Origin of the sequence: Acinetobacter sp. YH12046 (genome assembly GCF_013419905.1) — a bacterium.
Taxonomy (GTDB): Bacteria; Pseudomonadota; Gammaproteobacteria; order Pseudomonadales; family Moraxellaceae; genus Acinetobacter.
This window is the reverse complement of record NZ_VOZF01000001.1, coordinates 1-25608: the sequence shown is the minus strand read 5'-3', so window position 1 is coordinate 25608 and position 25608 is coordinate 1. Positions and strand designations below refer to the sequence as shown.

At 44.0% G+C, this 25608-nt stretch carries 23 protein-coding genes; 9 read left to right on the top strand and 14 right to left on the bottom strand.

All coding sequences use genetic code 11. The features are described from left to right. Positions 1 to 45: 45 nt before the first annotated feature. Positions 46 to 1566: a catalase gene (locus FTU03_RS00115; RefSeq protein WP_179992836.1), complete on the bottom strand. Its 1521-nt coding sequence runs from the start codon at positions 1564 to 1566 to the stop codon at positions 46 to 48. A gap of 626 nt (positions 1567 to 2192) precedes the next feature. Here FTU03_RS00115 and FTU03_RS00110 point away from each other — a divergent pair. Further along, a complete protein-coding gene (locus FTU03_RS00110; RefSeq protein ID WP_004781833.1) occupies positions 2193 to 2369 on the top strand; it encodes a hypothetical protein in 177 nt (58 codons plus the stop codon). On the opposite strand, the gene FTU03_RS00105 is transcribed toward FTU03_RS00110, so the two are convergent. The 3 genes from FTU03_RS00105 to FTU03_RS00095 all read right to left on the bottom strand — a co-directional run bounded on the left by FTU03_RS00105 (position 2366) and on the right by FTU03_RS00095 (position 5780). Then, the gene (locus tag FTU03_RS00105) at positions 2366 to 2866 is read right to left on the bottom strand and encodes a hypothetical protein (RefSeq protein ID WP_179992835.1); all 501 of its coding nucleotides are present in this window, start codon (positions 2864 to 2866) and stop codon (positions 2366 to 2368) included. The two genes, FTU03_RS00110 and FTU03_RS00105, sit on opposite strands and share 4 nt — an antisense overlap. Positions 2867 to 2908: 42 nt before the next feature. Then, positions 2909 to 5206, bottom strand: coding sequence for a phosphoenolpyruvate--protein phosphotransferase (ptsP, locus tag FTU03_RS00100; protein ID WP_179992834.1), 2298 nt, complete (start codon positions 5204 to 5206; stop codon positions 2909 to 2911). A gap of 91 nt (positions 5207 to 5297) precedes the next feature. Further along, on the bottom strand, positions 5298 to 5780 hold the full coding sequence (locus tag FTU03_RS00095) for an RNA pyrophosphohydrolase (protein ID WP_004781838.1): 483 nt from the start codon (positions 5778 to 5780) through the stop codon (positions 5298 to 5300). Between the two features lie 182 nt (positions 5781 to 5962). Here FTU03_RS00095 and FTU03_RS00090 point away from each other — a divergent pair, with 182 nt between their 5' ends. Then, complete coding sequence (locus FTU03_RS00090; protein ID WP_004781840.1) at positions 5963 to 6613, top strand: HAD family phosphatase; 651 nt, start codon at positions 5963 to 5965, stop codon at positions 6611 to 6613. Positions 6614 to 6769: 156 nt separating this feature from the next. Continuing rightward, positions 6770 to 7021 (top strand): DUF2789 domain-containing protein, encoded by a 252-nt coding sequence (locus FTU03_RS00085; protein WP_004781841.1) that lies wholly within the window; start codon positions 6770 to 6772, stop codon positions 7019 to 7021. A 43-nt stretch (positions 7022 to 7064) separates the two neighbouring features. On the opposite strand, the gene ovoA is transcribed toward FTU03_RS00085, so the two are convergent. From ovoA to FTU03_RS00070, 3 genes are all read right to left on the bottom strand, one after another. Next, positions 7065 to 9188, bottom strand: coding sequence for a 5-histidylcysteine sulfoxide synthase (gene ovoA, locus FTU03_RS00080; RefSeq protein ID WP_257225615.1), 2124 nt, complete (start codon positions 9186 to 9188; stop codon positions 7065 to 7067). A gap of 217 nt (positions 9189 to 9405) precedes the next feature. Beyond that, positions 9406 to 10275 carry a LysR family transcriptional regulator gene (locus FTU03_RS00075; RefSeq protein WP_004781845.1) on the bottom strand — a complete coding sequence of 290 codons (870 nt, stop codon included), beginning with the start codon at positions 10273 to 10275 and terminating at the stop codon, positions 9406 to 9408. A 185-nt stretch (positions 10276 to 10460) separates the two neighbouring features. After that, positions 10461 to 10697: a DUF2061 domain-containing protein gene (locus tag FTU03_RS00070; RefSeq protein ID WP_159123642.1), complete on the bottom strand. Its 237-nt coding sequence runs from the start codon at positions 10695 to 10697 to the stop codon at positions 10461 to 10463. A gap of 262 nt (positions 10698 to 10959) precedes the next feature. Here FTU03_RS00070 and leuC point away from each other — a divergent pair, with 262 nt between their 5' ends. From leuC to leuB, 4 genes are all read left to right on the top strand, one after another. Beyond that, positions 10960 to 12393, top strand: coding sequence for a 3-isopropylmalate dehydratase large subunit (leuC, locus tag FTU03_RS00065; RefSeq protein WP_004781848.1), 1434 nt, complete (start codon positions 10960 to 10962; stop codon positions 12391 to 12393). Positions 12394 to 12414: 21 nt separating this feature from the next. Continuing rightward, positions 12415 to 13065 (top strand): 3-isopropylmalate dehydratase small subunit, encoded by a 651-nt coding sequence (gene leuD / locus FTU03_RS00060; protein ID WP_034702382.1) that lies wholly within the window; start codon positions 12415 to 12417, stop codon positions 13063 to 13065. An 88-nt stretch (positions 13066 to 13153) separates the two neighbouring features. Next, positions 13154 to 13717: a hypothetical protein gene (locus FTU03_RS00055; RefSeq protein WP_179992832.1), complete on the top strand. Its 564-nt coding sequence runs from the start codon at positions 13154 to 13156 to the stop codon at positions 13715 to 13717. Between the two features lie 41 nt (positions 13718 to 13758). Continuing rightward, positions 13759 to 14838: a 3-isopropylmalate dehydrogenase gene (gene leuB, locus FTU03_RS00050; RefSeq protein ID WP_004781852.1), complete on the top strand. Its 1080-nt coding sequence runs from the start codon at positions 13759 to 13761 to the stop codon at positions 14836 to 14838. 63 nt (positions 14839 to 14901) lie between these two features. Here the strand turns inward: leuB and FTU03_RS00045 are convergent, their stop codons facing one another. Together FTU03_RS00045 and infA are read right to left on the bottom strand one after the other, a co-directional pair. Continuing rightward, the gene (locus FTU03_RS00045) at positions 14902 to 15315 is read right to left on the bottom strand and encodes a hypothetical protein (protein ID WP_159123639.1); all 414 of its coding nucleotides are present in this window, start codon (positions 15313 to 15315) and stop codon (positions 14902 to 14904) included. 718 nt (positions 15316 to 16033) lie between these two features. Next, entirely contained in the window at positions 16034 to 16255 is a 222-nt protein-coding gene (gene infA, locus FTU03_RS00040; protein ID WP_001284370.1) for a translation initiation factor IF-1, read from the bottom strand. A 232-nt stretch (positions 16256 to 16487) separates the two neighbouring features. Between infA and FTU03_RS00035 the strand changes: the two genes are divergently transcribed. Beyond that, positions 16488 to 17495, top strand: coding sequence for an AraC family transcriptional regulator (locus FTU03_RS00035; RefSeq protein WP_004781856.1), 1008 nt, complete (start codon positions 16488 to 16490; stop codon positions 17493 to 17495). A 127-nt stretch (positions 17496 to 17622) separates the two neighbouring features. On the opposite strand, the gene truA is transcribed toward FTU03_RS00035, so the two are convergent. From truA to asd, 5 genes are all read right to left on the bottom strand, one after another. Next, positions 17623 to 18420, bottom strand: coding sequence for a tRNA pseudouridine(38-40) synthase TruA (gene truA / locus FTU03_RS00030; RefSeq protein ID WP_179992831.1), 798 nt, complete (start codon positions 18418 to 18420; stop codon positions 17623 to 17625). An 18-nt stretch (positions 18421 to 18438) separates the two neighbouring features. Next, positions 18439 to 19407 (bottom strand): asparaginase domain-containing protein, encoded by a 969-nt coding sequence (locus FTU03_RS00025; protein ID WP_179992830.1) that lies wholly within the window; start codon positions 19405 to 19407, stop codon positions 18439 to 18441. Positions 19408 to 19453: 46 nt separating this feature from the next. Then, positions 19454 to 20782 carry a fimbrial protein FimV gene (locus tag FTU03_RS00020; RefSeq protein WP_179992829.1) on the bottom strand — a complete coding sequence of 443 codons (1329 nt, stop codon included), beginning with the start codon at positions 20780 to 20782 and terminating at the stop codon, positions 19454 to 19456. 65 nt (positions 20783 to 20847) lie between these two features. Continuing rightward, complete coding sequence (locus tag FTU03_RS00015) at positions 20848 to 22452, bottom strand: hypothetical protein (RefSeq protein ID WP_179992828.1); 1605 nt, start codon at positions 22450 to 22452, stop codon at positions 20848 to 20850. Positions 22453 to 22590: 138 nt separating this feature from the next. Next, positions 22591 to 23709, bottom strand: coding sequence for an aspartate-semialdehyde dehydrogenase (asd, locus tag FTU03_RS00010; RefSeq protein ID WP_004781864.1), 1119 nt, complete (start codon positions 23707 to 23709; stop codon positions 22591 to 22593). A 188-nt stretch (positions 23710 to 23897) separates the two neighbouring features. Between asd and FTU03_RS00005 the strand changes: the two genes are divergently transcribed. Continuing rightward, on the top strand, positions 23898 to 25028 hold the full coding sequence (locus FTU03_RS00005; RefSeq protein ID WP_179992827.1) for an endonuclease/exonuclease/phosphatase family protein: 1131 nt from the start codon (positions 23898 to 23900) through the stop codon (positions 25026 to 25028). The last annotated feature ends 580 nt before the right edge of the window (positions 25029 to 25608 follow it).

The window sequence follows — 25608 nt, the reverse complement described above, 5'->3', positions numbered from 1 at the left end:
CCACCCTCGGGTGGTTTTTTATTCGCTCAGTTCAAGCTAAAAAACTTAGAGAAAGCTTGGTAGGCCTTTAGCTGGATCAGTTGCTCGAGCCATCTGGGCATCAGCTACGCTCATCCCAAGAGCTTGAGCAATACCTTCACCATAGGCGGGATCACAGGCATAACAGTTACGGATATGACGGTACTTGATGAAATCAAGCGCATCACCCATTGCGGCTGCGGTATTATTAAATAGAGCCTGTTTCTGCTCATCATTCATCAGGTTGAACAGGGCACGTGGCTGGCTGAAGTAGTCATTATCATCTTTGCGATAATCCCAGAAATCTGCATCACCCATGATTTTGAGGGGGGGCTCTCTGAATTCTGGCTGTTCCTGCCACTGGCTGAAACTGTTCGGCTCATAATGCGGCAATGAACCATAGTTGCCATCCATACGGCCCAAACCATCACGGTGATTTGAATGTACCGGGCAACGTGCGGCATTGACCGGAATCTGGGCATGATTCACACCTACACGGTAACGCGCTGCATCAGCATAATTGACCAAACGTGCCTGTAGCATGCGATCCGGTGAATAGCTGATACCTGGTACCAGATTGCTTGGCGCAAAAGCGGCTTGTTCTACGTCCTGGAAATAGTTTTCCGGATTACGGTTGAGTTCGAATTCACCTACTTCAATTAGTGGATAATCACCTTTCGGCCAGACTTTGGTCAGGTCAAACGGATGATAAGGCACTTTCTCGGCATCTGTTTCAGGCATGATCTGAACGTACATTTTCCATTTCGGATAATCGCCACGTTCAATCGCATCAAACAGGTCGGTTTGACTGCTTTCACGGTCTTTAGCAATCAACTCTGCTGCCTCAGCATCAGTCAGATTCTTGATACCTTGCTGGGTACGCATATGGAATTTTACCCAAAAGCGTTCATTTTGGGCATTGATAAAACTGTAGGTATGACTGCCGAAACCGTGCATATGACGATAGCCGGCTGGAATCCCACGATCCGACATCACAATGGTGACCTGATGTAGAGCTTCCGGCAATAAAGTCCAGAAATCCCAGTTATTGGTGGCGCTACGCTTATTGGTTTTCGGATCACGTTTTACTGCTTTGTTTAAGTCAGGGAATTTGCGTGGATCACGCAGGAAGAATACCGGTGTATTGTTACCGACTAGGTCCCAGTTACCTTCTTCAGTATAGAACTTCAGGGCAAAACCACGAATATCACGTTCTGCATCAGCTGCACCGCGTTCACCAGCGACGGTCGAAAAACGGGCAAAGAGTTCGGTTTTTTTACCGACTTCCGAGAAAATTTTTGCACGGGTATATTCAGTAATGTCATTGGTTACGGTAAAGGTACCAAATGCACCTGAACCTTTTGCGTGCATACGGCGCTCAGGAATCACTTCACGAACAAAGTTAGCCAGTTTTTCATTCAGCCATAAATCTTGGGCCAGCAATGGGCCACGGCTACCTGCCGTCATACTGTTCTGGTTGTCGACTACAGGTGCGCCAGCTTCAGTAGTCAGATGGGTGACAGGGCACTTTTTCATATCTTGGCTCATATTTCTCTCCAAGCGTTGAGAATTTTATTCGTTATTCCAGCATTCAAAAAAATCATCTATAAGCGCAGGAATAACATTAGGGGCTTTATTTCCAACAGATTTTTAATTAAGTGAGTTGTTGAATTGGGTGTTTTGGCAATAAGTTTGGTTTTTCTGTAACTTCAGAAAATACTGCCTAAATGAATAAAAATTAAGTCATTGAAAATAAATAATCTAATTTGAACATAAGATATTTCTAGAAATGTGACAATGTTAAAATATGCAAATTTTTCACTCAGTTTAAAATGATTAAATAAGAAAATCAGAATTTAAGATGTCTTCTCTAAGTCAGAAAAATGCTTCAATATTTCTTTTATTTTTTATAAATTGTTGAGTAAGTTATTAATTATATAAATATTTTTAAAGTAGCTAGATTTAAGATTAAAATATAAAGATTAAACAGGTAGTTAAATCAGCATTCTCTTGCTCACAATTTTCTGATTTTTACAGCAAGAATATCTACCAAATTATCTATTTTCTGGAAAATATTTAAGTCCTGATCTGCTTGAAAATTGGCCAGTCGCCCTTATAATCATTTCACATCCCGAGCGGATCATTTCCTTAGTCCAAATTAAACAGAGAGCAAGATGGCAAAGAAAAAAGCTGTAGAGGCAGTCATGCCAAACTTCGTGGCCAAACATATGCATGAAGTCAATAAAAGCCAGGTTTTTGTAGACCGGAAGAAAAATGCAAAACGTGGTTATACCAAGCACAAACAAGGGCGATATCAACAAGATGATCGCCCTTTTTTATGGGCGGCTTAGGGCGGCCAGGAAGAAGTAGGTCTGTTTTGGACAGGAGCTGACTTTAAGGGATTCTGGCGGGTATAGTTAAAAGATGAATTTCTTTTCGAAGAATGTGGTGAGTTTTGTCGGGTAGTTGAAGAAGCTTCTTCGGGAAACATATTTTGAAAAAAACGGGGCAGGGTCGCAGAACTCGAAGATCTATTTGGATCAGCCTCAGCCATAGGCCGGGTCTGTTGAAAACTGGCAAATTTTCCTAGCTGTTGCCGATACAGTTTTGCGGCAATGACCGATGGATCATTCTTGCCTAAACGCCGTTGCTGGGTACGAGAAATTTCAATTCCCCATAAGGGACAGGCTTTAGGACGTTCACTTTCACGGATATACTGGTGACTGGAGCTGATGTTATTACGATCACGAGAAGATGTATATCTGGATTTTTGCGAACGTAAGGCTGGTGCAACAATAATAAAATAAAACGCTGCAGCCAGCATAAGCAGGATAAGCACAAATTCCATAAGTACCTCGACTGATGCAGAGGAACCTGGAAAAGTTCCTCCTTAAGCGCTGACCATACGGGTGGTGGATTTCACCATATCTCCTAAACCATGTGTTCTAAAATAATGCTCCATCCAGCTTTTTACCATGAGTGGATTGTCCAGTTTTAGTACATGTTTGAGTAATTCCTGTGCATCAGGCATCGGTACATGACAGATCGTTTTTCGGACTCTCAATATATTACTGGAACTCATGGACAGGGTATTGAATCCCATGGCCATTAATAGTACGGCCGATAGAGGATCACCAGCCATTTCACCACAGATACTGATCGGTTTGTTATTACGGTGACAGTCTTCTACCAAGCGGGTCAGGGCGCGCAGAATGGCTGGGTGCAAATGTGAATAAACGTTGGCCACACGCGGATTATTCCGGTCTACGGCAAGTAAATATTGAGTCAAATCGTTAGAACCGACCGAAAAGAAATCGACCAGTTCAGAAAACTCATCAATCTGATGCAGTACGCTTGGTACTTCCACCATAATCCCGATTTGCGGCTTGGTAATTTTGACCTGTTCTTCTTCCTGAACGGCATGATGATCACGTTCTAACAGATACAGTGCTTCTTCAACTTCACTGACGCTGGTGACCATTGGCAACAGGATATGCAGATTATTCAGGCCGATACTGGCTTTTAGCATGGCACGAATCTGAGAAGAGAAGATTTCAGGATGATCCAGGGTGAAGCGGATACCGCGCCAGCCCAATGCTGAATTTTCTTCCTCAATCGAGAAATATGGCAGGTCTTTGTCTGCACCAATATCCAGTGTTCGCATCACCACCGGTTTATTGGCAAAGTGACTGAGCTGCTGCCGGTAAATGGCACGTTGTTCCTCTTCACCCGGGAAGCGGTCACGCAACATGAAGGGAATTTCAGAACGGTACAGGCCAACACCTTTGGCACCACGCTGTACACCACGAACCACGTCAATCATCAAGCCGGTATTTACAAACAGACGTACAGCAGTCCCATCCGGTGTAATTGCATCTTTGGTCTCGTATTGACGTAGATCTTTGGCAATCTGTTCTTCTTCTTTCTGAATTTCTTTATAACGGGTACGCAAACGGCGTGGTGGATTAATAAAGATGCGGCCCTGATGTGCATCGACAATCATCTCGACGTCATCCAAGGTGTTGATTGGCAGTTCGGTCACACCCACGACAGTCGGAATACCCAGCGCGCGTGCCACAATCACCATGTGTGAATTCATGGCACCTTCAGTGGTGACAATTGCTGCAATCTTATCAACAGGCAGTTCCACCAGTGCAGCCGTTGAAATTTCTTCACCAATCAGGATGCTTTCATCGGTCAGTTCGCGATGGCTTTCATCGGCTTCCTGCAACTTGGCCAGAATACGGCGACCTAGGTCTTTCAGATCAGCGACACGTTCACGCAGGTAATCATCTTCCATCTGGGCAAACTGCGCCACATGGTTATCAATCACGATGCGAACTGCGCCTTGTGCCCAGTGACCATCACGAATCAGTGCTTTAATTTCAGATGGCAGGGCATTTTCATCCAGCATACGCAGGAACACACTGAACAGGGCACGCTCTTCGGCCATCAGCGCATCCTGCATCTTGTCATCCAGGAACTGAATTTCTTCACGTACCGAATTTAAAGCATTATCCAGCAAAGCCAGTTCTTCGCTAATATCATCTGCTTCACGATCCGGAACAGCGCCCAGATCTGCAGGTGGATAAAGCACAATGGCGCGGCCAAGTGCGATACCACCAGAACCCGATACGCCCTGGAAGGTTTTATATGCCGGTAAATTATTTGGCTTGCGGAATACATCAATATTGCCGACTGCATGGGCGTGAGCGATTACGCCCGAAAGCTGGGCACATAGCGTAACCAGGAACGATTCAGCCGCTTCACTAAAATCCTGGGATTCTTTATTTTGGACCACCAGTACGCCCATGACCTTACGGCGGTACATGACCGGAACGCCCAGAAAGGAATTATAAATTTCTTCGCCCGTTTCCGGTAAATACAGGAAACGATCATGCTTAGGGGCATTGTCGAGGTTAACGATTTCCTCACGCTGACCCACCAGACCAACCAGACCTTCACCGGTATGTAGAGACACATGACCGACAGCTTCAGGCTTCAGGCCTTTAGATGCCATCAATAGATAGCGCTGGTTGCGTTCATCGAGCAGATAAATGGAGCAGACATCCACATGCATGGCCTGAGCGACCTGATTGACCATGATATCGAGTGATTCATGCAAACTGGTAGACGCATTAATCTCTTGGACAATGCGTCTCAGGGTATCCAGTTGCATATTCGACATGGGAGCTGCTCCGTATTTTTTTAGAAGTCCGGTAATTTAGTTTATTTATAACAATAGCCGAGCAAAAAATCTGCACATGCACGCGATTTTTTTAAGGTTTTTGTTGTGGTAATTGCTGACAGAGTTCAATCATGGCCTTGCGATAAACATCGCGTTTAAAATTCACCACTTGGCCTAATGGATACCAGTAACTGACCCATTGCCATTGATCAAATTCGGGCGGATCGGACAGATCAAGTTGAATGTTCTGTACGGGCGCCGTCAGTTTGAGTAAAAACCACTTCTGTTTTTGACCGATACATACCGGATCTGAATCCGTGCGAATGTATCGATACGGCAAACGATAACGCAACCATCCTTTGGTCTGCGCGATAATCTGGACGTGTTCAGGCAGTAAGCCAACTTCTTCTCTCAGCTCACGATAAAGTGCCTGCTCAGGGGTTTCTCCATATTGGATACCTCCTTGTGGAAATTGCCATGCATTATGACCAATGCGTTTTGCCCATAAAACCTGTCCAGCATCGTTTGCCAAAATGATCCCGACATTCGGTCGGAAACCTTCTGAGTCGATCATTTGGCTACCTAAAATTGTTTAATTTATGCCTTTGCTTTCGGGGAATATTATTTCTTTATCCAACTCGAAAAAAAGCAAAGTTTAAAAATGTTAAAATTGCTATGATCTTAACGAATTTCTATCGACTAGCGGAGATAGATTTACAATTTTTTTCTTAAATTTCAGTTTTTACGAGTATTTTCATGAAATTGGCGCTATTTGATCTCGATCACACCCTGTTAAACACCGATTCGGATCATTCCTGGGGGGAATTCCTGGTCAATGAAGGCCTGGTGGATCCCGTTCATCACCGCGCCATGAATGACAAGTTCTATGAGGACTATAAAAAGGGTCAACTGGATCCCTATGCCTATAATGAATTTGTGTTCCAGTTTTTGACCCAACATGACCATGATTATCTGACCGAATTACATCAACTGTTCATGCAAAAAGTCATTCGCCCCCAGATGCGTCCGGAAGGTTTTAAAGCGATTCAGCGCCATAAAGATGCAGGGCATGAAATTGTAGGCATTACTGCAACTTCGGACTTTATTACTGCACCGATTTTCCGTGAGTTTGGGATTACTGAAATTATTGCCACCAATGCTGAAGTCGTTGATGGTAAATATACCGGTAAGGTGACCAATATTGCCTGCTATCAACAAGGTAAACTGACCCGTCTGGAACAATGGCTGGCAGGTCGTGACGTGACCGAGTCTTGGGCCTATTCAGATTCAATCAATGACCGTTTTCTGCTGGAATATGCCGATCATGCCATTGCCGTAAATCCGGATGATCGTCTGGAAGCATTGGCCAAAGAACAGGGCTGGGAAATTCAGGACTGGTCGATTTAAGCAATTCTTTTGATTTAATCAGGCACAACTTCGGTTGTGCTTTTTTATAAGCAGAATAGGGTACTTTTTGACATGCCCGTTGCTGAATAAACATGCTATGCTCAGAATAAATAAAGCAAGTCGACAATAACGATAGCAAGCGCTGAGGTAATGAAAATGACCCAAGTTAGACCACGTATGACTCATCTATTTGCACAGTTAGGTCTGGATTCGAGTGCAGAAGGGATTGCCCAATTTATTCATGAGCATCAATTACCCAAAGATGTAAACCTGATGGAGGCGCCGTATTGGTCAGATGCACAGCGCCAGTTCCTGGCTGAAAAAATTGCTTCAGATGGAGAATGGGCCATTGTGGTGGATCAGCTTAATGAATCTCTGCATGAAGATGCTACCAGTGGGATGGAATAGCGAACAAAAAGCCAATCAACTGATTGGCTTTTTCATTTTGGAATTATCGTACCCTTTTCCATAAAGTTATTTGGGACAGGGTATGTTGATATTTACGCGCTGTTTCCCGAATCACAAAAGGCACATCCACAGGTTCGTCCAGCATTTTAAAATGTGGACTAAGTAAAGCTTTGATGCCCTCTAAGGTACTCAGGTTTTCTCCCGCCTGCTTAAATCCGCCGATCCATTCACTGCGTGCTGTATGTTCTTCCAGCCAGGTATAAGGTGAGGCCAGCATCAAAATGCCGCCTATATTCAGGCGATTATGAATCTCACTTAGAAAAGCTTTAGGATGATGCAGACGATCAATCAGGTTAGCTGCCAGAATAAAATCATAATCTTTAAGCTGCGGTTTCAGGTTGCAGGCATCGCCCTGATAAAACTCGACCTTATTGGCAACCTGTTCAAGTCCAAGTTCTGCCAGTGAGCAGGATTTATATTCCACCAGTTCACCTTCAACAGGAATGCTATAGCGCAGGGTCTCTCCTTGCGCCAGCACCACACCTTGCTGAATAAAACGGGCTGAAAAGTCTAAACCTGTGACCTGATCAAAATCTTGGGCCAGTTCAAAGCTGGCGCGTCCGGTGGCACAACCGATATCCAGCGCTTTATGACACGGAATGTTTTGAAAATAAGGACGGGCCAGTTGAATGAGGCTTTGGGCAAAGTTTGGAACAGCAAAATATTCCGCCCCATACTGGAATTCCAGATATTGGGAAATCAGCTGATCACTTTCATATTGAGAGTGAAACTGCGGTGATGTCTCTTCCGCGGCAACATAGCGAAAACCGGCATGCTGGAAAAAATGTCGCCGGAACGCATAGCGTGAACTGTGCTGGGCTTCATTACCGGCTGAAATCCAGGAACCGCCTTTAATCAGATGATGTTGGCCATCGAAGGTTGGGGTACTAAAATCATCATAGAAAGGATGGACTTGAAAGCCTTCGAAAGGATAAATCGGGGTCTCGGTCCATTGCCAGACATTGCCCTGAACATCATAAAAATCGCCATGCTGAAAATGATCCACCGGAAAAGAGTTAGGGCCATATTTTAATTCAATATTGGCTTGCTCAGGGCTTGGTAATTTTGGATCCAGTCCTGAAACTGCATACAATCGATACCATTCATCCTCAGTGGGCAGACGAATGGATTCTCCGGTCTGTGTTGATTTCCAGTTACAGAAAGCTTTGGCTTCATGATAATTCACTTCGACTGGCCAGTCCCAAGGCATTGGAACTTCTTCCAGCATCAGTCTTAAGGACCAACCCAGTTCCGTTTTGACCCAGAAGGTAGGATGTGTGGCTTGAGAAAATGCTAACCATTGCTGGCCCTCTTCAGTCCAGTAGTCAGCTGTCTGATAACCTTCTGCTTCAACAAAGGCTAAAAACTCCTGATTGGACACCAGATATTTAGAGGCTTCGAATTCTGCAATTTCGGCATGATGGTGGCCGTATTCATTGTCCCAGCCATAAAAAGCATGTTCGAAATTTTTATGTAAATTGACCTGACCTGCGGGTACCTTTATCAGACTATTTTCAGGCGCAATACCGGTAATGACATTGGCACGCCACTGCGGATGATTCTGTACATAACGTAACTGATGCTGGCGAATTAAAACTGAAGAGGTTTCCAGATGAATCCGTTCATGCTCAATGCCCATGATGATGGTCCACCAGGGATTGTGCCAGTTCAGTGGAAGTTGTAGCGGCGCATGTTCTATCACTTTCAAGACCAGGGCACGCACCTGATGCCGGTAATCACGTACCGCTTGAATGCTAGGCCAGTGATAGTTCTGTTCATCCAGATCATCCCAGCTCATTTCATCTACACCAATCGCGAAGATACTTTCCAGATGCGGATTTAAACGTTCCGGGATCAGTTGAGCCAGCAACAGCTTATTGATAAAAAAAGTGGCAGTATGACCAAAATAAAAGATCAGTGGATGACGTAAGGCAATCGGTTTGTCATAAAAGGCTTCTTCATTTTTCAGACAGTCAAACAGTTGCTCATAGGTGTCAAAGGTATTTAGAAAATAATCACGTAATACGGCACGCGCTGTCGGTTCATCTTCAAAATCAAGGTTGGGAGTCGGGTGTAGCGTTGGTTTAAGCGGTTTCCATAAACCCATTTCTTCGAGCAGGTCATGAGAAGAAGATAATAAAGTTTTGGAATCAGAAGATTTGATCTGCATTCTGTGCTTCCTTGAATACGTTTTAATTTTTCATCTTCAGGAAAATGAATTTGATACTTTTAAAAGTACTTGAAAGGAAGCAACTGATGCGATGTATTTAGGTAACAAAATGCTGCATCGATATCGATGCAGCAGAGAAATGTGAAAATTAATTTTAAATTGACGGGCCTTGCATCAGTTGAACCAATGCTTCAGCCGCCTTCGATTGAGTACGACCCGGATGCCAGACCATACCGAGCTGACGGTTCATTTCCAGATTCAGATCCAGTTCTTGCAGGTCATGGTTGACCAGGGTTTTGGGCAAGACTGACCAGCCTAAACCAATCGAAACCAGCATCCGGATGGATTCAAGCGGGTTATTGCTCATGGTCGTTTTCGGCTTGATGCCCTGCTTTTCAAACTCGGCCATCGTAATCTGCGTAGTATAGGTCTGCGCAGAAGGCAGCAGGCTTGGGTAATTCACCAGATCTTCAAGAGACAGGTTTTTTTGCTGAGCCAGTGGATGGAATGGTGCGACCACAAAAACCAGAGGATCATTCCAGATAGTGACATATTTTAGGCGTTCATCACCATGCGGTGGCAAGGTCAGGAAAGCCAGTTCCAGATCACCAGCAATGACCTGTTCATGCGCCTGTTCAGAATCTACAAAATGTACATCTAGCGTCACATTTGGATATTGCTGTACATATTCACGCAGATGGCTCGGTAAATGATGCAGGCCAATATGATGGCTGGTGCCAATTTTCAGTTTGCCTTGGACCTGACCTTGTTCATGACTCAGGGTGTAGTGAATATCACCCAACTCGTTCAGCCAGTTTTTTACCTTAGGCAGCAGGGAATGTGCCGCATGAGTGGCCTGAACACCACGGCCCGCAGATTCAAATAATTTCACCCCAAAATATTCTTCCAGACTGTGAATACGTTTGGTAACAGCCGGTTGGGTAATAAAAAGCTGATCTGCAGCCAAAGAAATCGAACCTGTTTCCATGACTTTTACAAAGGCTTCAAAAGCTGCGAGATTCATCTTGATCACCTATAAAGTTTTTTTATGCTTAAGTTTATTATTGTAATAATTTAAGAATAAATCAAAGTAAAAATATAGAACTATTGGTTTAATGTTGAATTAATACACATTTTTAAATGTTTTATTTTATGTCATAAAAAAAGCCACCGAGGGTAGGTGGCTCAAAGAGGAAGATCGACAAAAAATTATGCGGTGATTTCCTCATCCTGTTGCTGGCTTTTTGCTTCCCAGATTTTCTCGTGGAAGAAGAAAGCAACTGCCTGTACAGTCGGTTCTAATAAACTCAAGGCAATCGCCATGGTTAAACTGCCTGTGACAAAATAGCCCACTAACATCGCGACAGTGATGTGCATGATGTAATAGCTAAATGTCTTTTTGAACATGCGCTGATTGTTGTCTACGAAACGTTGAATATGTGCCATGTGGATCTTCCTCAAAACAAATGATCTGTGCCGATGAGGAAATAATAATAATTCTCATTTAATTTGTAAAAACGAATATTTTTAATAAAAAGATCGGAAAATTAGATTTATAAAAAGAGAGCTAAACCATGATTTAATTTAAGTTTTAAAAGATTCCAAAAAGTTTTTTAACTAATAAAAATGATAAATTAGATTTATGTGAATGCAGCGATATAATCAAAATTAGCGAAAGAATTTACCCAGTCCAGTGGAGCACATCGACATGGCAGGCGAGACCCAAACAGCAAAAACATTATACGATAAGTTATGGGATGACCATTTAGTAAAACAACGAGATGATGGTTCAGCTCTACTTTATATCGACCGTCATTTATTGCATGAAGTGACTTCGCCACAAGCCTTTGAAGGCTTGCAACTTGCTGGCCGTAAGCCATGGCGTTTAAGTGCCAATATTGCGACACCTGACCATAACGTACCGACCTCTAAAAAAGAGCGTGAGCAGGGCGTGGCTGGGATTGAAGATGATACTTCACGTATCCAGGTACAAACCTTGGATGATAACTGTAAGACGTTCGATATTGTTGAATTTGATATTAACGATATTCGTCAAGGCATCGCGCACGTTGTTGGTCCTGAGCAAGGCTTAACCTTGCCAGGTATGACCGTTGTATGTGGTGACTCACATACTGCAACACATGGTGCATTTGGCTGCTTGGCACACGGGATTGGAACATCAGAAGTTGAACATGTATTGGCAACCCAATGCCTGGTTCAGAAGAAAATGAAAAATATGTTGGTACGCGTTGACGGTAAATTGGGTCAAGGCGTAACACCGAAAGATGTGGTTTTAGCCATTATCGGTAAAATCGGAACTGCAGGCGGTACAGGTCACGCGATTGAATTTGGTGGTCAGGTGTTCCGTGACATGTCGATTGAAGGCCGTATGACCGTGTGTAACATGGCAATCGAAGCGGGTGCACGTGTCGGTATGGTCGCAGTCGATGAAAAAACCATTGAGTATGTTAAAGACCGTCCATATGCACCGAAAGGCGAGCAATGGGATCAGGCGGTTGCGTACTGGAATACTTTGCACTCCGACGAAGGTGCTCACTTCGATACAGTTGTAGTGTTACAAGGTGAAGAGATTGAACCGCAAGTGTCTTGGGGGACTTCTCCTGAGATGGTGATTCCGGTGTCTCAAGCGGTTCCAACTTTGGAACAGGCCAAAGATGATGTACAGCGCAATGACTGGAACCGTGCTTATCAATATATGGGCTTAACTGCAGGTCAGCCTTTAGCAGATATTCAGTTAGACCGTGTATTCATCGGTTCTTGCACCAACTCACGTATCGAAGATATTCGTGCTGCGGCTGAAGTAATCAAAGGCCGTAAAGTGGCTTCTAGCATTAAGCAGGCCATGGTCGTTCCGGGTTCGGGTTTAGTGAAACAGCAGGCAGAATCTGAAGGTTTGGACAAAGTCTTTATCGAAGCTGGTTTTGAATGGCGTGAACCAGGCTGTTCTATGTGCTTGGCAATGAATGCTGACAAGTTGCAGCCAGGCGAACATTGTGCCTCAACTTCAAACCGTAACTTTGAAGGTCGTCAGGGTAATGGCGGTCGTACCCACTTGGTGAGTCCAGCCATGGCGGCGGCGGCAGCGATTGCCGGTCACTTTGTTGATGTCCGTTCATTTTAATTGGTACGCAGGAGCAGAAATATGAAAGCTTATACCGTTGAACAAGGTATTGTTGCACCCTTAGACCGTGCCAATGTCGATACAGATTTAATTATTCCAAAACAGTTTTTGAAATCGATCAAACGTACCGGTTTCGGTGAAAACCTGTTTGATGAATTGCGTTATTTGGATGAAGGTTATCCGGGTCAGGATAACTCGGTTCGTCCGATTAACCCGGACTTCGTGTTAAACCAGCCACGTTATCAAGGTGCATCCATCTTAATTTCTCGTGCTAACTTCGGTTGCGGTTCAAGCCGTGAGCATGCGCCGTGGGCATTGAATGAATACGGTTTCCGTACTGTGATTGCGCCAAGCTTTGCTGATATTTTCTTTAATAACTGTTTTAAAAATGGCATGTTGCCGGTAATTTTGCCGGAAGAAACGGTTGATCGGTTATTTAAGGAATGTGCAGCAGCTGAAGGTTATCAGTTAACGATTGATCTGGAAGCGCAGGAAGTTCGTACACCAAATGGCGAAAGTTTCAAGTTTGAAGTGGACCCATTCCGTAAGCATTGTTTGTTAAATGGTTTGGATGATATTGGCTTAACTTTGCAGGCAGCAGATGATATTCGTGCCTACGAAGAAAAAACCAAACAATCACGCCCATGGGTATTTGCTGAAATTCATTCATAAAACAGCAAAAATTGTCATGGCATGACTGCGAAGGCCTTGCTAATATCAGAAGATTATTAATTTTTTTTGATAGGTTAATACAGACATCATGGCAACGTATTGGAAACAGTGGCTTGCTCTAAGTGCAGTATCAGTGCTGATGACCGCGTGTCAGAGCATTGATACCTTCAAACTTAAACACGCCAAAGAAGATGCAGAAAGCAAATCCAATGCCTTGATTTATTGTGCAGGCACACCGGATTGTCAGTTTGAACGTTTAAATCGGACCATGATTGTGGATGAGGCCACCAAGCGAATCAGCCCAGAAGCGCTGGATCAGCGTCTGGTTCGTTTGCAGGCCAAAAACCTGAAACAGGATAATCCAATTTATTTATCTGTGCCGGAAGGGCAGCATGAACTGGTGGTGCGTTTCTATCCGATTAGCAAGGATAAGGCCGAAACCTTGCATCTGTTCCAGCAGTTTAATGCGAATAAACGCTATACCCTGAAAATGTTCCGTGACCGAAATGCACGTAGCACCAGTTTATTAAATGCCTCTGCACCTGATCCATTGTGTGTGGACCTGTTGCAAGAGCAGAAAGTGATTCGTCGTTTTTGCAAACCTTATAATGTCATCAATGGCATTGCAGAGTTTGTAGAAAAAAAAATTTAACCTAGTCAGGTGGATGCCTGACCTTATAAATGGAAAAGCTCATGTCTAAACAAATTTTGATTTTAGCTGGTGACGGTATTGGCCCTGAGATTGTAAAAGCCGCAGAACAGGTGCTTACACGAGTTAATGAAAAATTCAATCTGGGTTTAACATGGGAACAAGGTCTTTTAGGCGGTGCTGCGATTGATGCACACGGTTCACCTTATCCAGACGTAACGTCTGAACAGGCGAAAAAAGCAGATGCAATTCTGCTCGGTGCTGTAGGCGGTCCAAAATGGGATACGATTGAGCGTTCAATCCGTCCAGAACGTGGCCTGTTAAAACTACGTAGTGAGTTGAATCTGTTTGCGAACTTACGTCCAGCGATTCTTTATCCACAATTGGCTGATGCCTCTAGTTTGAAACCGGAAATTGTCTCTGGTCTGGATATTCTGATCGTACGTGAATTGACTGGTGGTATTTACTTCGGTCAACCACGCGGGATCCGTGAACTGGAAAATGGCGAAAAACAAGGTTTCAACACTGACGTTTATGCAGAGTCTGAAATCAAACGTATTGCCAAAGTTGCGTTCGAACTTGCTGGTCTGCGTGGCGGTAAAGTATGTTCAGTCGATAAAGCCAACGTACTTGAAGTGACTGAGCTTTGGAAACAGACCGTGACTGCACTGAAAGAAGAGCAATATCCGGACATTAACCTGTCTCATATGTATGTAGACAATGCTGCGATGCAATTAGTACGTGCGCCTAAACAGTTTGACGTGATCGTAACGTCTAACCTGTTCGGTGACATCCTGTCTGATGAAGCTGCAATGCTGACTGGTTCAATCGGTATGTTGCCATCAGCATCATTGGATGAAAATGGTAAGGGTATGTATGAACCTTGCCATGGTTCTGCACCAGATATCGCAGGTCAAAACCTGGCAAACCCATTGGCAACCATTCTGTCGGTAGCCATGATGCTGCGTTATACCTTCCGTGAAGAAGCTGCAGCTAAAGCGATTGAAGATGCGGTAGGTAATGTTTTAGACCAAGGTCTGCGTACTGCTGACATCATGTCTGAAGGCATGACTAAAGTGGGTACTGTGGAAATGGGTCAGGCAGTGGTAACTGCATTGAACTAAGTTACACATTAGTTCCACGTAAAAAACGCAGCCTTGAGCTGCGTTTTTTACGACTGATTTTGATTAACAGGTTCGACCCGAAAGGCTGACAGAAGTTGCAATATTGTCTTTGAGCAAAAAGGTAATCTTGCATTGCAAATTCACATCATAACCTGATGCAGGACTCACAGTGACTGGAACCGGAACTGTGCCAGTACCTGCTGCCGGAAACTGGGCAATCGGTAAGGGAACGGTCACAGGACGTTCCACGACATAGCTGAGCTGTTGGGAGCTGAGCTCAGGTTCACTGATTTGCTGATAACCCAAACGTTTCAGATCTAAATTGCGATCAATATACTGGCTACTCTGCCCAATAAATTGCTGTAAATAAGTTTCACGGTCAGTCTGGCTGATCGTAGGTGTTTGTGCACACCCTGACAGACCGAGCAACAGGATGCTCAAGCCCAATACCAGAGAAGTACCTTTGCTTAACAACATCACATCACTCCTACTCAAGGAACGCTTAAAAACAGTGTAGTAGCAAAGTGTGAGAGGAACTGTTGTAATTTATTATTAGGCAAGACAGGATCAATCAGGCAGTTAGCTGTAGCTGTCAAATTCAAGACAACTTAGAACGCTCTTATATCCACTTTAAAATGAATAAAACGCAAAAATAAGTCTTAACAGGCACGTCCGCTATATTGCACGGATTGAGCAATCCCTTGTTCTAGCTGAAAATGAATCTGACAGGGCATTTCAACCTGATAACCCGGGCCGGGTGCAGTTGCGAGTCGTACAGGGGCACCTATACTGACACTTTGCTGAATGGCCGGTGTTCCCAGCGGAAGTTCAATGGTGCGAAGTACGGTATAACTCAGACGTTTTTCCGTTTGTACAGGTGCTTTTGAGGTCTTAAAACCGAGTGCAGTTAAATCCAGATCCTTGCGAATCGACTCTGCAGATTGGCCGATATATTGCTATAACTGCTGATCTATTTGTCGTAATTTTGTCGAATTGGTAGTGGCGCAGGCAGTCAGGCTGATTCCTAGGATCAGAGAAAGCAAGATTTTTTGCATGAATGATTCACTGTTTTTATTAGAGGAAAAATAGAAATTATTATCTTCGAATGCAGTATAGGGAATGTGCAGGGGAATTGATATAAAAGAAAAGACAATAAAAAAGCCACTGGATGAGTGGCTTTTGCTTCCGCTAAAACTTAGCGCGCACGGTATGTGATACGACCCTTAGTCAAATCATAAGGAGTCATTTCGACCTTCACGCTATCGCCAGTCAAAATACGAATATAGTGTTTACGCATTTTACCAGAAATATGGGCAATTACTTCGTGACCGTTTTCTAAACGTACACGGAACATAGTATTAGGAAGCGTCTCGGTGACAACGCCTTCGAACTCGATGAGTTCCTCTTTATTGGCCATAGCCTACCTGAATGAATAAATTGGAAAGGCGCAAATTATAGTCAATTTTTTCGCAAAACACAAGGTGTAACGGGCGTTAGACTGATCATCTGTCAGTAAAAATAAGCGAAGTGTGAGTTTAAACTTTTTAACTAAAAAGCGTGTGGTATCTGTTGTCAGTTTGGTCAATCACAGTTAATCTAATTTCAATCTTTTTAAGTATAAATGAAGTACATACAAGGAAGGTTTTTGAGTGAGTCAGCTAACGGATGCATCAGTCGTATTGCGTTTAGGCTATCAGGCGATTCGTCGTGCAGGTTTGCCAACAGAAGAACTTCTGACGAAAGCAGGAGTCGCTTTAAATCAGGTGGAGACCAATGACCGTACTCCGCTCAGTGCTCAGTATGCCTTCTGGGTTGCCGCAGAAGAGGTCAGTAAGGACCCGGATATCGGATTGCATCTGGGTGAACATTTGCCGCTCTATCGCGGACAGGTGATTGAGCATCTGTTTATTTCATCAGAGAATTTTGGTGAAGGCTTGAAACGTGCACTGGCTTATCAGCGTCTGATCAGTGATGCCTTTCATGCCAAGCTGGTGGTCGAAGATGATCGCTGCTATCTGACCAATGGTGAACAGCCTTTTGCTGAAAGTCTGGTCAATCGTCACTTTACCGAATGTGCGATGTCAGGTGTGTTGCGTTTCTTTAAATTTATTACTGAAGGCCGTTTTGAACCGATCTATATCGATTTCAATTTTTCCAAAGGCGCGGCAGATGAAGAATATTTCCGGGTTTATGAATGTCCGGTAAGTCTGGGCCAGAAAGAAACCCGTTTGTATTTTGATCCCAGTATTCTGGATTTCCCGCTTTGGCAGGCAGAGCCGGAACTGTTGCAGCTACATGAACAGCTGGCAATTGAAAAATTACAGGAACTGGCTCGTTACGATTTAGTCGGGGAAGTGCGTCGGGCTATTGGCTCTACTTTAGAAAGTGGTGAAACAACGCTAGAAACTGTAGCCGCTCAACTGAATATTACTCCACGCCGTTTACGTACCCAGCTCAGTGAGGCTAATACCAGTTTCCAGCAGATTCTGTCTGATTATCGCTGTCGTCTGGCTAAACGTCTATTGGCGAGTACCAATGAAAGTGTGGAGCGTATTGTTTATCTGACTGGATTCTCGGAGCCAAGTACCTTCTACCGTGCTTTTAAACGCTGGACCAATGAAACGCCAGTGGAATATCGCAAGCGGAAGCAGCGTTAATTACCATCTTAAGTCCCTCCTTTCTTGCGCTTCAGCTTAAAGCAGTGCTTAAGCTTTGCTCAGGAGGAGAGTTCCTCCCTTTTTCAAAGGGAGGTTAGGAGGGATTTAAAAATTAAAAATAATTAGCTTATTCCGGCATATTTAACCAGTATGGACCCAAAGGTACTTTGGGTAGGTCAAAATGTTCTGGATATTCAGCCTGAATAAAATACAGACCATCCGGTGGTGCGGTAACGCCAGCTGCTTTACGATCTTCTGCTGCAAAAATATGGTCAATATGGTCAACCTCATACATGCCTTGACCAATTTCCAGTAAACAGCCCATGATATTTCGCACCATATGATGCAGGAAGCCATCCGCCTGAATATCTAGAATCAGATAAGGCCCATGCTGGATCAGGCGGCAATGACGGACATGACGTACCGGCTGATTGGACTGGCAGGCTGCTGCACGGAAACTCTCAAAGTTATGCGTGCCTTCAAATTTTGCAGCTGCCTCAATCATTTTCTCGACATCAAGTGGATAGTAAATATGCGTGACCTGTTTATGCAGCAAGGCAGGGCGTACCGGATGGTTATAGACAATATAACGATAACGGCGTGCCTGTGCTTTAAAGCGTGCATGGAAGCCATCATCCATCTCCTTGATCCATTGGATTGAGATATCCTTAGGTAACTGGCTATTTGAGCCCATTAACCAGCCTCGTTCAGAACGCAAGGCATGGGTATCAAAATGTGCGACCATATTGGTCGCATGCACGCCGGCATCGGTTCGGCCTGCACCATGCAGAATAATCGGTTCATCGGCAATTTTACTGAGAACCTTCTCGATGGTTTCCTGAACACTGATTACGCCCGGTTGTTGAGTCTGCCAACCTCGATAATTCGTTCCACAAAACTCAATTCCCACCGCAAAACGCTGCATAATGACCTCAAAACCTGACTAATCGTACCAATGGGCATGCCATTGCTCTACCGTGTCATATTGTAAATACATTTTTAGGGCTTTTGCATAAAGATCAGCATGGCCATAACTTTCATTGAGTAGAATTTTGCAATCATGCACCCATTCAGCAATGGCATAACGCTGATCGGTGGCACCGAAAGGCACTTGAGTAGTTAAGACCGAGATACAGCCTTTGGCATAGAGCTGATTGATAAAATCTACGATCTCTGGATTGACGGCCAGATTGCCGGTTCCAAAGCCTTGCAGGAATAGAAAATGCGGAGGATAGGCCAAAATATTTTTCAGATTATTGAACTGTTGAACTAAATCGATCGGCTGCATCATCAAGCTCATACAGTTAAAATCCAGAGCTTTGGCAATATCGTCTGCTGTAACCTGATGACTTTGCTGGTTGGCCTGAATAGCGATATGCGCATCCAGACCAGTAAAGGCATTCAGCTCAGTGGTATGTTGCTTTAAGGCAGTTTGAGCATGAATCAGTTGCTGATGAAAAGCCAGATAAACACCTGCATTACACTGAGTTACTGAAGAGAGCGCAAAGCTCAGATTGTCCATGGCATCGCTAAATTCGCGTTGCGCATCGCCTTCAGCATTCAGGAGGGGATACTGGCTGCCAGTCAGCACAATATGAGCCGAATTCCCCATAAAATGTGCCAATACTGCGCTGGCATAGCTCAGGGTATCTGTCCCGTGAATAATCACAAAATGTTGTATCTGCTGTTCAGATTGCAGATTTTGGATAAATTGCACCAGTTCTAACCAGTCTGTAGCAATACAGGCACTACTGTCCTTAATCACAGGAGCGCAGTAATACTGAATGAACGGTTGATCTGTAAGTAGCTGTTCCAGTTTTGGAATAAATAAATCGGCAGACATAGGGGCGAGCGGATCACCGACACAGCCAAAGGTGCCGCCCATATAAATCAGTGCAATATCTTTCATCATAAAAAAAGCAGCCAAATGTGACTGCTTTAGTGTAAAGGGAAATTGATTAAGATGCGATTTGATTCAGCAACTGATCGGCTTGCTGACGTTGTGCTGCTGTATATTCAGCTTCACGTTCAGCTATGACTTCACGGGCAGCTGCATAAGCGCCTAACTGGATATATTGCTGTGCCAGCTCCAGGTTAAGGTCCGCTTCATTAACTTCCATCAGTTCCGGGAAGGACTGCACCAATGGATCATGTTGATCGGTTGTTGAAGTCACAGGCGCTGTCGGAATCTCAAAATTCACCCCTGTAGAAACAGGAGCCTCTTTTACAGCTTCGACATTATCAAGTTTAAAATCTAATCCAGATGTTTCAGTCGCAGCAGGCGTTTCAGTTGCAGGCGTTGCAATATCGAGGCTAGACAGGTCAAACTCAGTCACAGGTTCGGCTGTTTTTTCTGCTGCAGGTATTGGAGTGTCTAAAGAGAAAGAGAAATCTAAAGGCTGGATTTCTTCTGTTGTTGCAGGCGCTGATTCTGTTTTTAAGGATATAGATGGTTCAAGCTCAAGCTTAAAATCCAGAACCGGTGCTGACTCAGTTGCTGCTGTTGGAGCAGTCTGGGTTTCAGCAGTATTCATCTGAAGATCAAATTCAACTGAATTATCTGATACAGGCGGAACTTCTTCCGTTTTTACTGGCTCAGCCGCTGGAATCTTCGGTTCAAAGTTGAACTCTAAGGGTTGGATATCAGGTACTGGTTCCGCTACAGCAGCTGGTTTACTCGGTTGCAGTTCCTGTTGTAATGCATCAAATGCCTGTTCGTTTGAAGCGGGGGCGGCAACCAGGTCTGCAAAGGCATCTGTAGAAGGTTTGCTTTCCTGTACAGGAGGGGTTTGTGGCTGAGCACTTGGGAAATCAATAGTATCCTGAACAGCGACCGAAGAGTTTTCAAACTCACGCTTTTTGACCTCAGCCTGAGCCAGAATATCTTCCAGTTCCAGAGAGCGAACATGGTTAATCAGCTGTGAAATCGCAAATTCATCTTTTTGCAGGATATGAATGTCGAGTAGCAGTAAATACAACTCATGTTGAGAATTATCGCGATTCAGTGCCTGATTGATTTGCGCTTCGGCTGCAAAGAAATTACGTTCCTGAATCAGACCTTCAATTTTCTTGCGTGTCTCTGCTGATAGAGGCGTTGCTGATTTTTTAACGACTCCGGCTGGCTCGACCACTTTGGTTCTTTGGGAAGTGGATTTTGACGCAGCGCCAGGTTTTTTCGCTTTTACAGTTTTAGTTTTTGCTTTATCTGATTCTTGAGCATCTTGTCGTTTTTTTATGACAATTAATACGATGATCAATATCACTAATGGAATCACATAAATCAGCATGTTTTACCCCTTGGGGATAGAGTCATTAAGTTCGCCTATCCCAATAAATCGTCATGTGTAACTTTTTAATTAATTGGCTTTTTATCTGCCTGTTGTGCTTTAAGCTGTTGTTGCAGCTGGGCAAGACGAGCATTTAATAATTGAATTCTGTGATCCTTCTGATTGAGTGCCAATTCTAGTTCAGTTACGTTTCTCTGTAATTTAACGGTTTTTTCACGGGCTGTCATAACTTTTAATGACAACTCTTTCGAAGTTCGATTTTCTTTTGTGTTTGAGTTGGCAGAAACCTGGCCGGAATCACGCTGATTCTCGGCAACCAGGCTCATTTCAGCCTCATTCAGGCGATATTTGGTTTTTGCAGCAGGTTTGGAGGGTACTTGAGTGGACTTAATCGCTGCGGCCTGGATCGGAGTTTTCGCAGTATGAATGGTCGCTAAATTAAGCGCTGCACCTTTACGCAAGCGGTTGGCATCGCCTCCAATAAAAGCATGTTCATTCTCACGTTTGATTTGCTGCATGACCTCACTCACTGGACGCTGCTGTTCATTGGCAATCCTGGAAGCAATGCCCCAAAGCGACTCATTTGACTGTACTACATACGTCGGCTTGATCTGGGTTGAGGTGCTTTGTTTGATGGCTGCCGGCTGTGCCTGAGTTTTAGTCGCTAAATTTGGTTTGTCCTGTGCAGTGCTGGATGCCGCCTGCTTGCGAGCCTGTTGTTCTGCATATTTTTTGACAAGTGGATCACTGGACACCATCTGGTTTTCAGTGCTTGTCGGTGCAGAAACTTGCGCTGAGGCTGCATTTTTATTTGTTGGATCTACTGCAACTTCAGCTGGTTTTGTTTCAGCCTGAACTTTTGTCGCTGCAGCCTGGAAGTTGGGCGTTGCATCTGCTTGAGTCACCGCTGTGTTGACTGCTTTGGATGGAGTATTTACTGGCGTAGTGTTTACAGTACTAGCCTGCTGTGAACTATGACTTGTCGCTGCTACCGCAGTTTCGGTATTAAGTTTTGTTGGGCTTGCGACTTGAGCTGCAATACTCGATGTCGGCTCATGGGTCACAGCAGCTATCGCTGTTTTAGGAATCGAGCTGGCTGATAATGCAGGAGGTGCTGTGTTTTGTAAGGCTAACGGTTTTTCTGCCACAAACGAGGTGGCTGGTTTGGATGAGGCATTGGTATAGCGCGTACTCACCGGTAAGTTCAGGGCAATATCTTTTTCACTCACGACTACGACAGGCGCGAGGGGCTGTTCAGTCTGTTTCAGGCTGGCCTGTAACAAATCAGTTTTAGGTCTTAATGCAGTACGGATATGCTGTAGGCGTGCTGCATTGCCTTCCTTGATTTTTACAATGATATTTAATTCACGATCAGTGACCGGGCGCGACGAGGTAATGGTAATAACCCCAGTACCATTACTGTTGCGACGGGTGAAAAAATTTAAATGACCCGGTGGCTGATGCGATGCACCCATAGAAATCAGGTCTTCTGGCGAGGCTAAACTTACCTCAATGGGCAAGTTAATATCTGATTGACGGAAATTCATTTCCGCATAAAGCAATTCCCCAGGTGCAGACTGGATTTGTACCGAATCTACATTAATCGCATAGATATTTTGTGAAGCAACAATGGCTAAAATGGCAAGCTTTAATTTGTTATATACAGTCATCTGTGAGCTCAGTCATTATCGCATAGCGAAAATTATAGATTAACGGGATGTTTGTTTTTTGTAAAATACTTACGCAATAGTTACACAAAAAAGCCGATCAATAAAGATCGGCTTCATGCTTTATTTCCTGACGGAAACTTAAGAGTTTTTATAGTCAATCAAGATGCGCAGCATACGACGTAAAGGTTCTGCAGCACCCCAAAGTAACTGGTCACCTACTGTGAATGCACCTAGGTATTCTTTACCCATGTTCAGTTTACGCAGACGACCAACAGGTACAGTTAATGTGCCAGTCACTGCAACAGGAGTCAGATCAGTCATTGATGCTTCACGAGTGTTTGGCACAACTTTAGACCAGTCATTTGCATTTGCAATGATATCTTCGATCTCATCCAGTGGAACGTCTTTGCGAAGTTTCAGGGTTAATGCCTGAGAGTGACAACGCATTGCGCCGATACGTACACAATGGCCATCAATCGGTACGATCTGCTGGTTACCTAGAATCTTGTTGGTTTCAGCCTGACCTTTCCATTCTTCTTTAGACTGGCCGCTTTCCAGCTGCTTGTCGATGTATGGAATTAGAGAACCTGCTAAAGGTACACCGAAGTTTGCAGATGGGAAGCCTTCACCACGTTGCAATTCAGCAATTTTAGAATCAATGTCCAGAATTGGAGAACGTGGATCATCCAGCAAGTCTTTGGTATTGTTATATAAATAACCCATACCAGTAATCAGCTCACGCATGTTTTGCGCGCCAGCACCAGAAGCTGCCTGATAAGTCATTGAAGTTGCCCATTCCACCAGATTGTTCTGGAATAGACCACCTAAGCCCATCAACATCAGGGAAACAGTACAGTTACCGCCCACGAAAGTTTTGGTGCCTTTGACCAGACCGTCTTTGATCACATGCATGTTCACCGGATCAAGTACGATGATTGCTTCATCATCCATACGCAGGGTAGATGCTGCATCAATCCAGTAGCCATCCCAGCCTTCAGCTTTGATTTTTGGGAAAACTTCAGTGGTGTAATCGCCACCTTGACAGGTAATAATGACATCCATTTGCTTCAGACTGTTAATGTCTGTTGCATCCATAAGTGCTGGGGCAGTCTTACCACCAAATGCCGGAGCTTCACCACCCGCATTACTGGTAGAAAAATAGAATGGCTCAAAATGAGCAAAATCATTCTCTTCAACCATACGTTGCATAAGGACGGAACCCACCATCCCGCGCCAACCGACCAGACCTACTTTCATGTCACTTTGCCTCGGTGCGTTAAAAAATCAAAAGGGATTCGAGTGTATCAAAAAGGGACGTGACTGCAAGAGCTACACAATCAAAACATCAATATTCTTGAGCGAAATATCTGCTTTATGATACATACAAAATTGATAAAGCAATTTTTCTTTTAGAAAAAATAATAACTTAGTAAAGAGTGTATCTTATGGTAGGGTTTATCCAGATCATGGCAATCGTGGTCATCTGGTTAAGTTTCTGGTCGCTGATTCCCCGAGATGAATGGTGGATTCGTGGTGCAGATTTTCCACGTTTACAGATTCTGGTTTTGGGCTTCATTGCCTTTGTTCTTTTTCTCCTGGTCGATCACCCATGGACGGCCTTCAATCAGCTGCTTTTTGTCGGCCTGATCGCTGCTTTGGCGTATCAGCTGAAAATGGTCTTGCCTTATACCTTTGTTTGGAAAAAACAGGTCAAGCAGGTCAAGCAGGATCAGCTGGATCCGGATCGTCAGATTTCCCTGATTGTTTCAAATGTTCTGACCACCAATACTAAATATCATTTACTGATTGAACAGATCCAGACCCATCAGCCAGACTTGGTCTTAACGTTGGAAACCGATCAGGCATGGCAGGATGCATTGGCTGTCATTGAGCCAGATTATCCCTATCGGGTGCCCGTACCTTTGGATAATCTGTATGGCATGCATCTGTACAGCAAACTTGAGCTGAGTGAAACCGAGGTTAAATTTATTCTGAGTGATGAAATTCCCTCGATTCATACCAAGGTCATGTTACGTTCCGGACAGCCGGTACAGCTTTATTGTCTGCATCCGAAACCGCCAAGTCCAACTGAAGCTAAAGATTCAACCTTACGTGATGCAGAACTGCTGATTGTAGGGGATCAGATTAAGGATCTGGATGAAAGCTGCATTGTGATGGGAGATTTGAATGATGTGGCCTGGTCACGCACGACACGTTTATTCCAGCGTATCAGCGGTTTGCTGGATCCACGTGTCGGTCGACGCTATGTAAATACCTTCCATGCCGATTATCCTTTATTACGCTGGTCGCTTGACCATGTGTTTCACAGCACCGATTTTGCCCTGGTGCATATGGAGCGTTTAAAACATGTCGGGTCAGATCACTTTCCGGTTTATCTGGTATTACAAACTGGGCGGGTATTTGAGCATCATCAGGAAGAGCTGGAAGAAACGGACCAGGATGATCAGGAAGCCAAAGAAGCCATTCAGGAAGGAATTGAAAAGGCAGAGAAAGAAGAGAAAAAGGTCACTGATAAGATTGCGATGGCTTATAAGAATAAGGAGAAATTCTTATAGTTTTAGCTGAAAAGTGTACGATATTGCTTACAGCAGTTTCCGCTTCTTGCGAATGGGCAGTACAGAGGAATCCACGTATTCTAAGCTCATCAGCACAGGGAGTCGAGAAAGGATATTCTCATAAGGAAGACGAAGCTGAATGAAAACATCATGGAAATGATGCTGAAAGGGAAATCACAACAACGAAGAAGCAATTATAACATATGAAAGCACAACCTCATTAACCCGGGTTTTACAGGATGTAGAACCCGGGTTAAATTATTTTTGGCTCATTTTTTTATTATAATTAATTGATTATTAAAATAAAATTTAAATTAAAAAATGGATATTACCTGAATGGAAGTTATGATTTCCGATCATGATTCAGTCAATGAATTCGAAGTGCTACAGTAAGCGTCCGCTGAACACACCTTATGAATTCATCCTATAAGCCTTAATTTAGTCCCCACTTAAAAACAAGTGGGGACTAAAATTTATGACTACAAATCATCAGACATCCATCGCATCTCTTGCGAAAAAACGAAGAACATACAGTGCTGAATTTAAACAGCAGATCGTTCAGGCTTGTAAAGCACCGGAC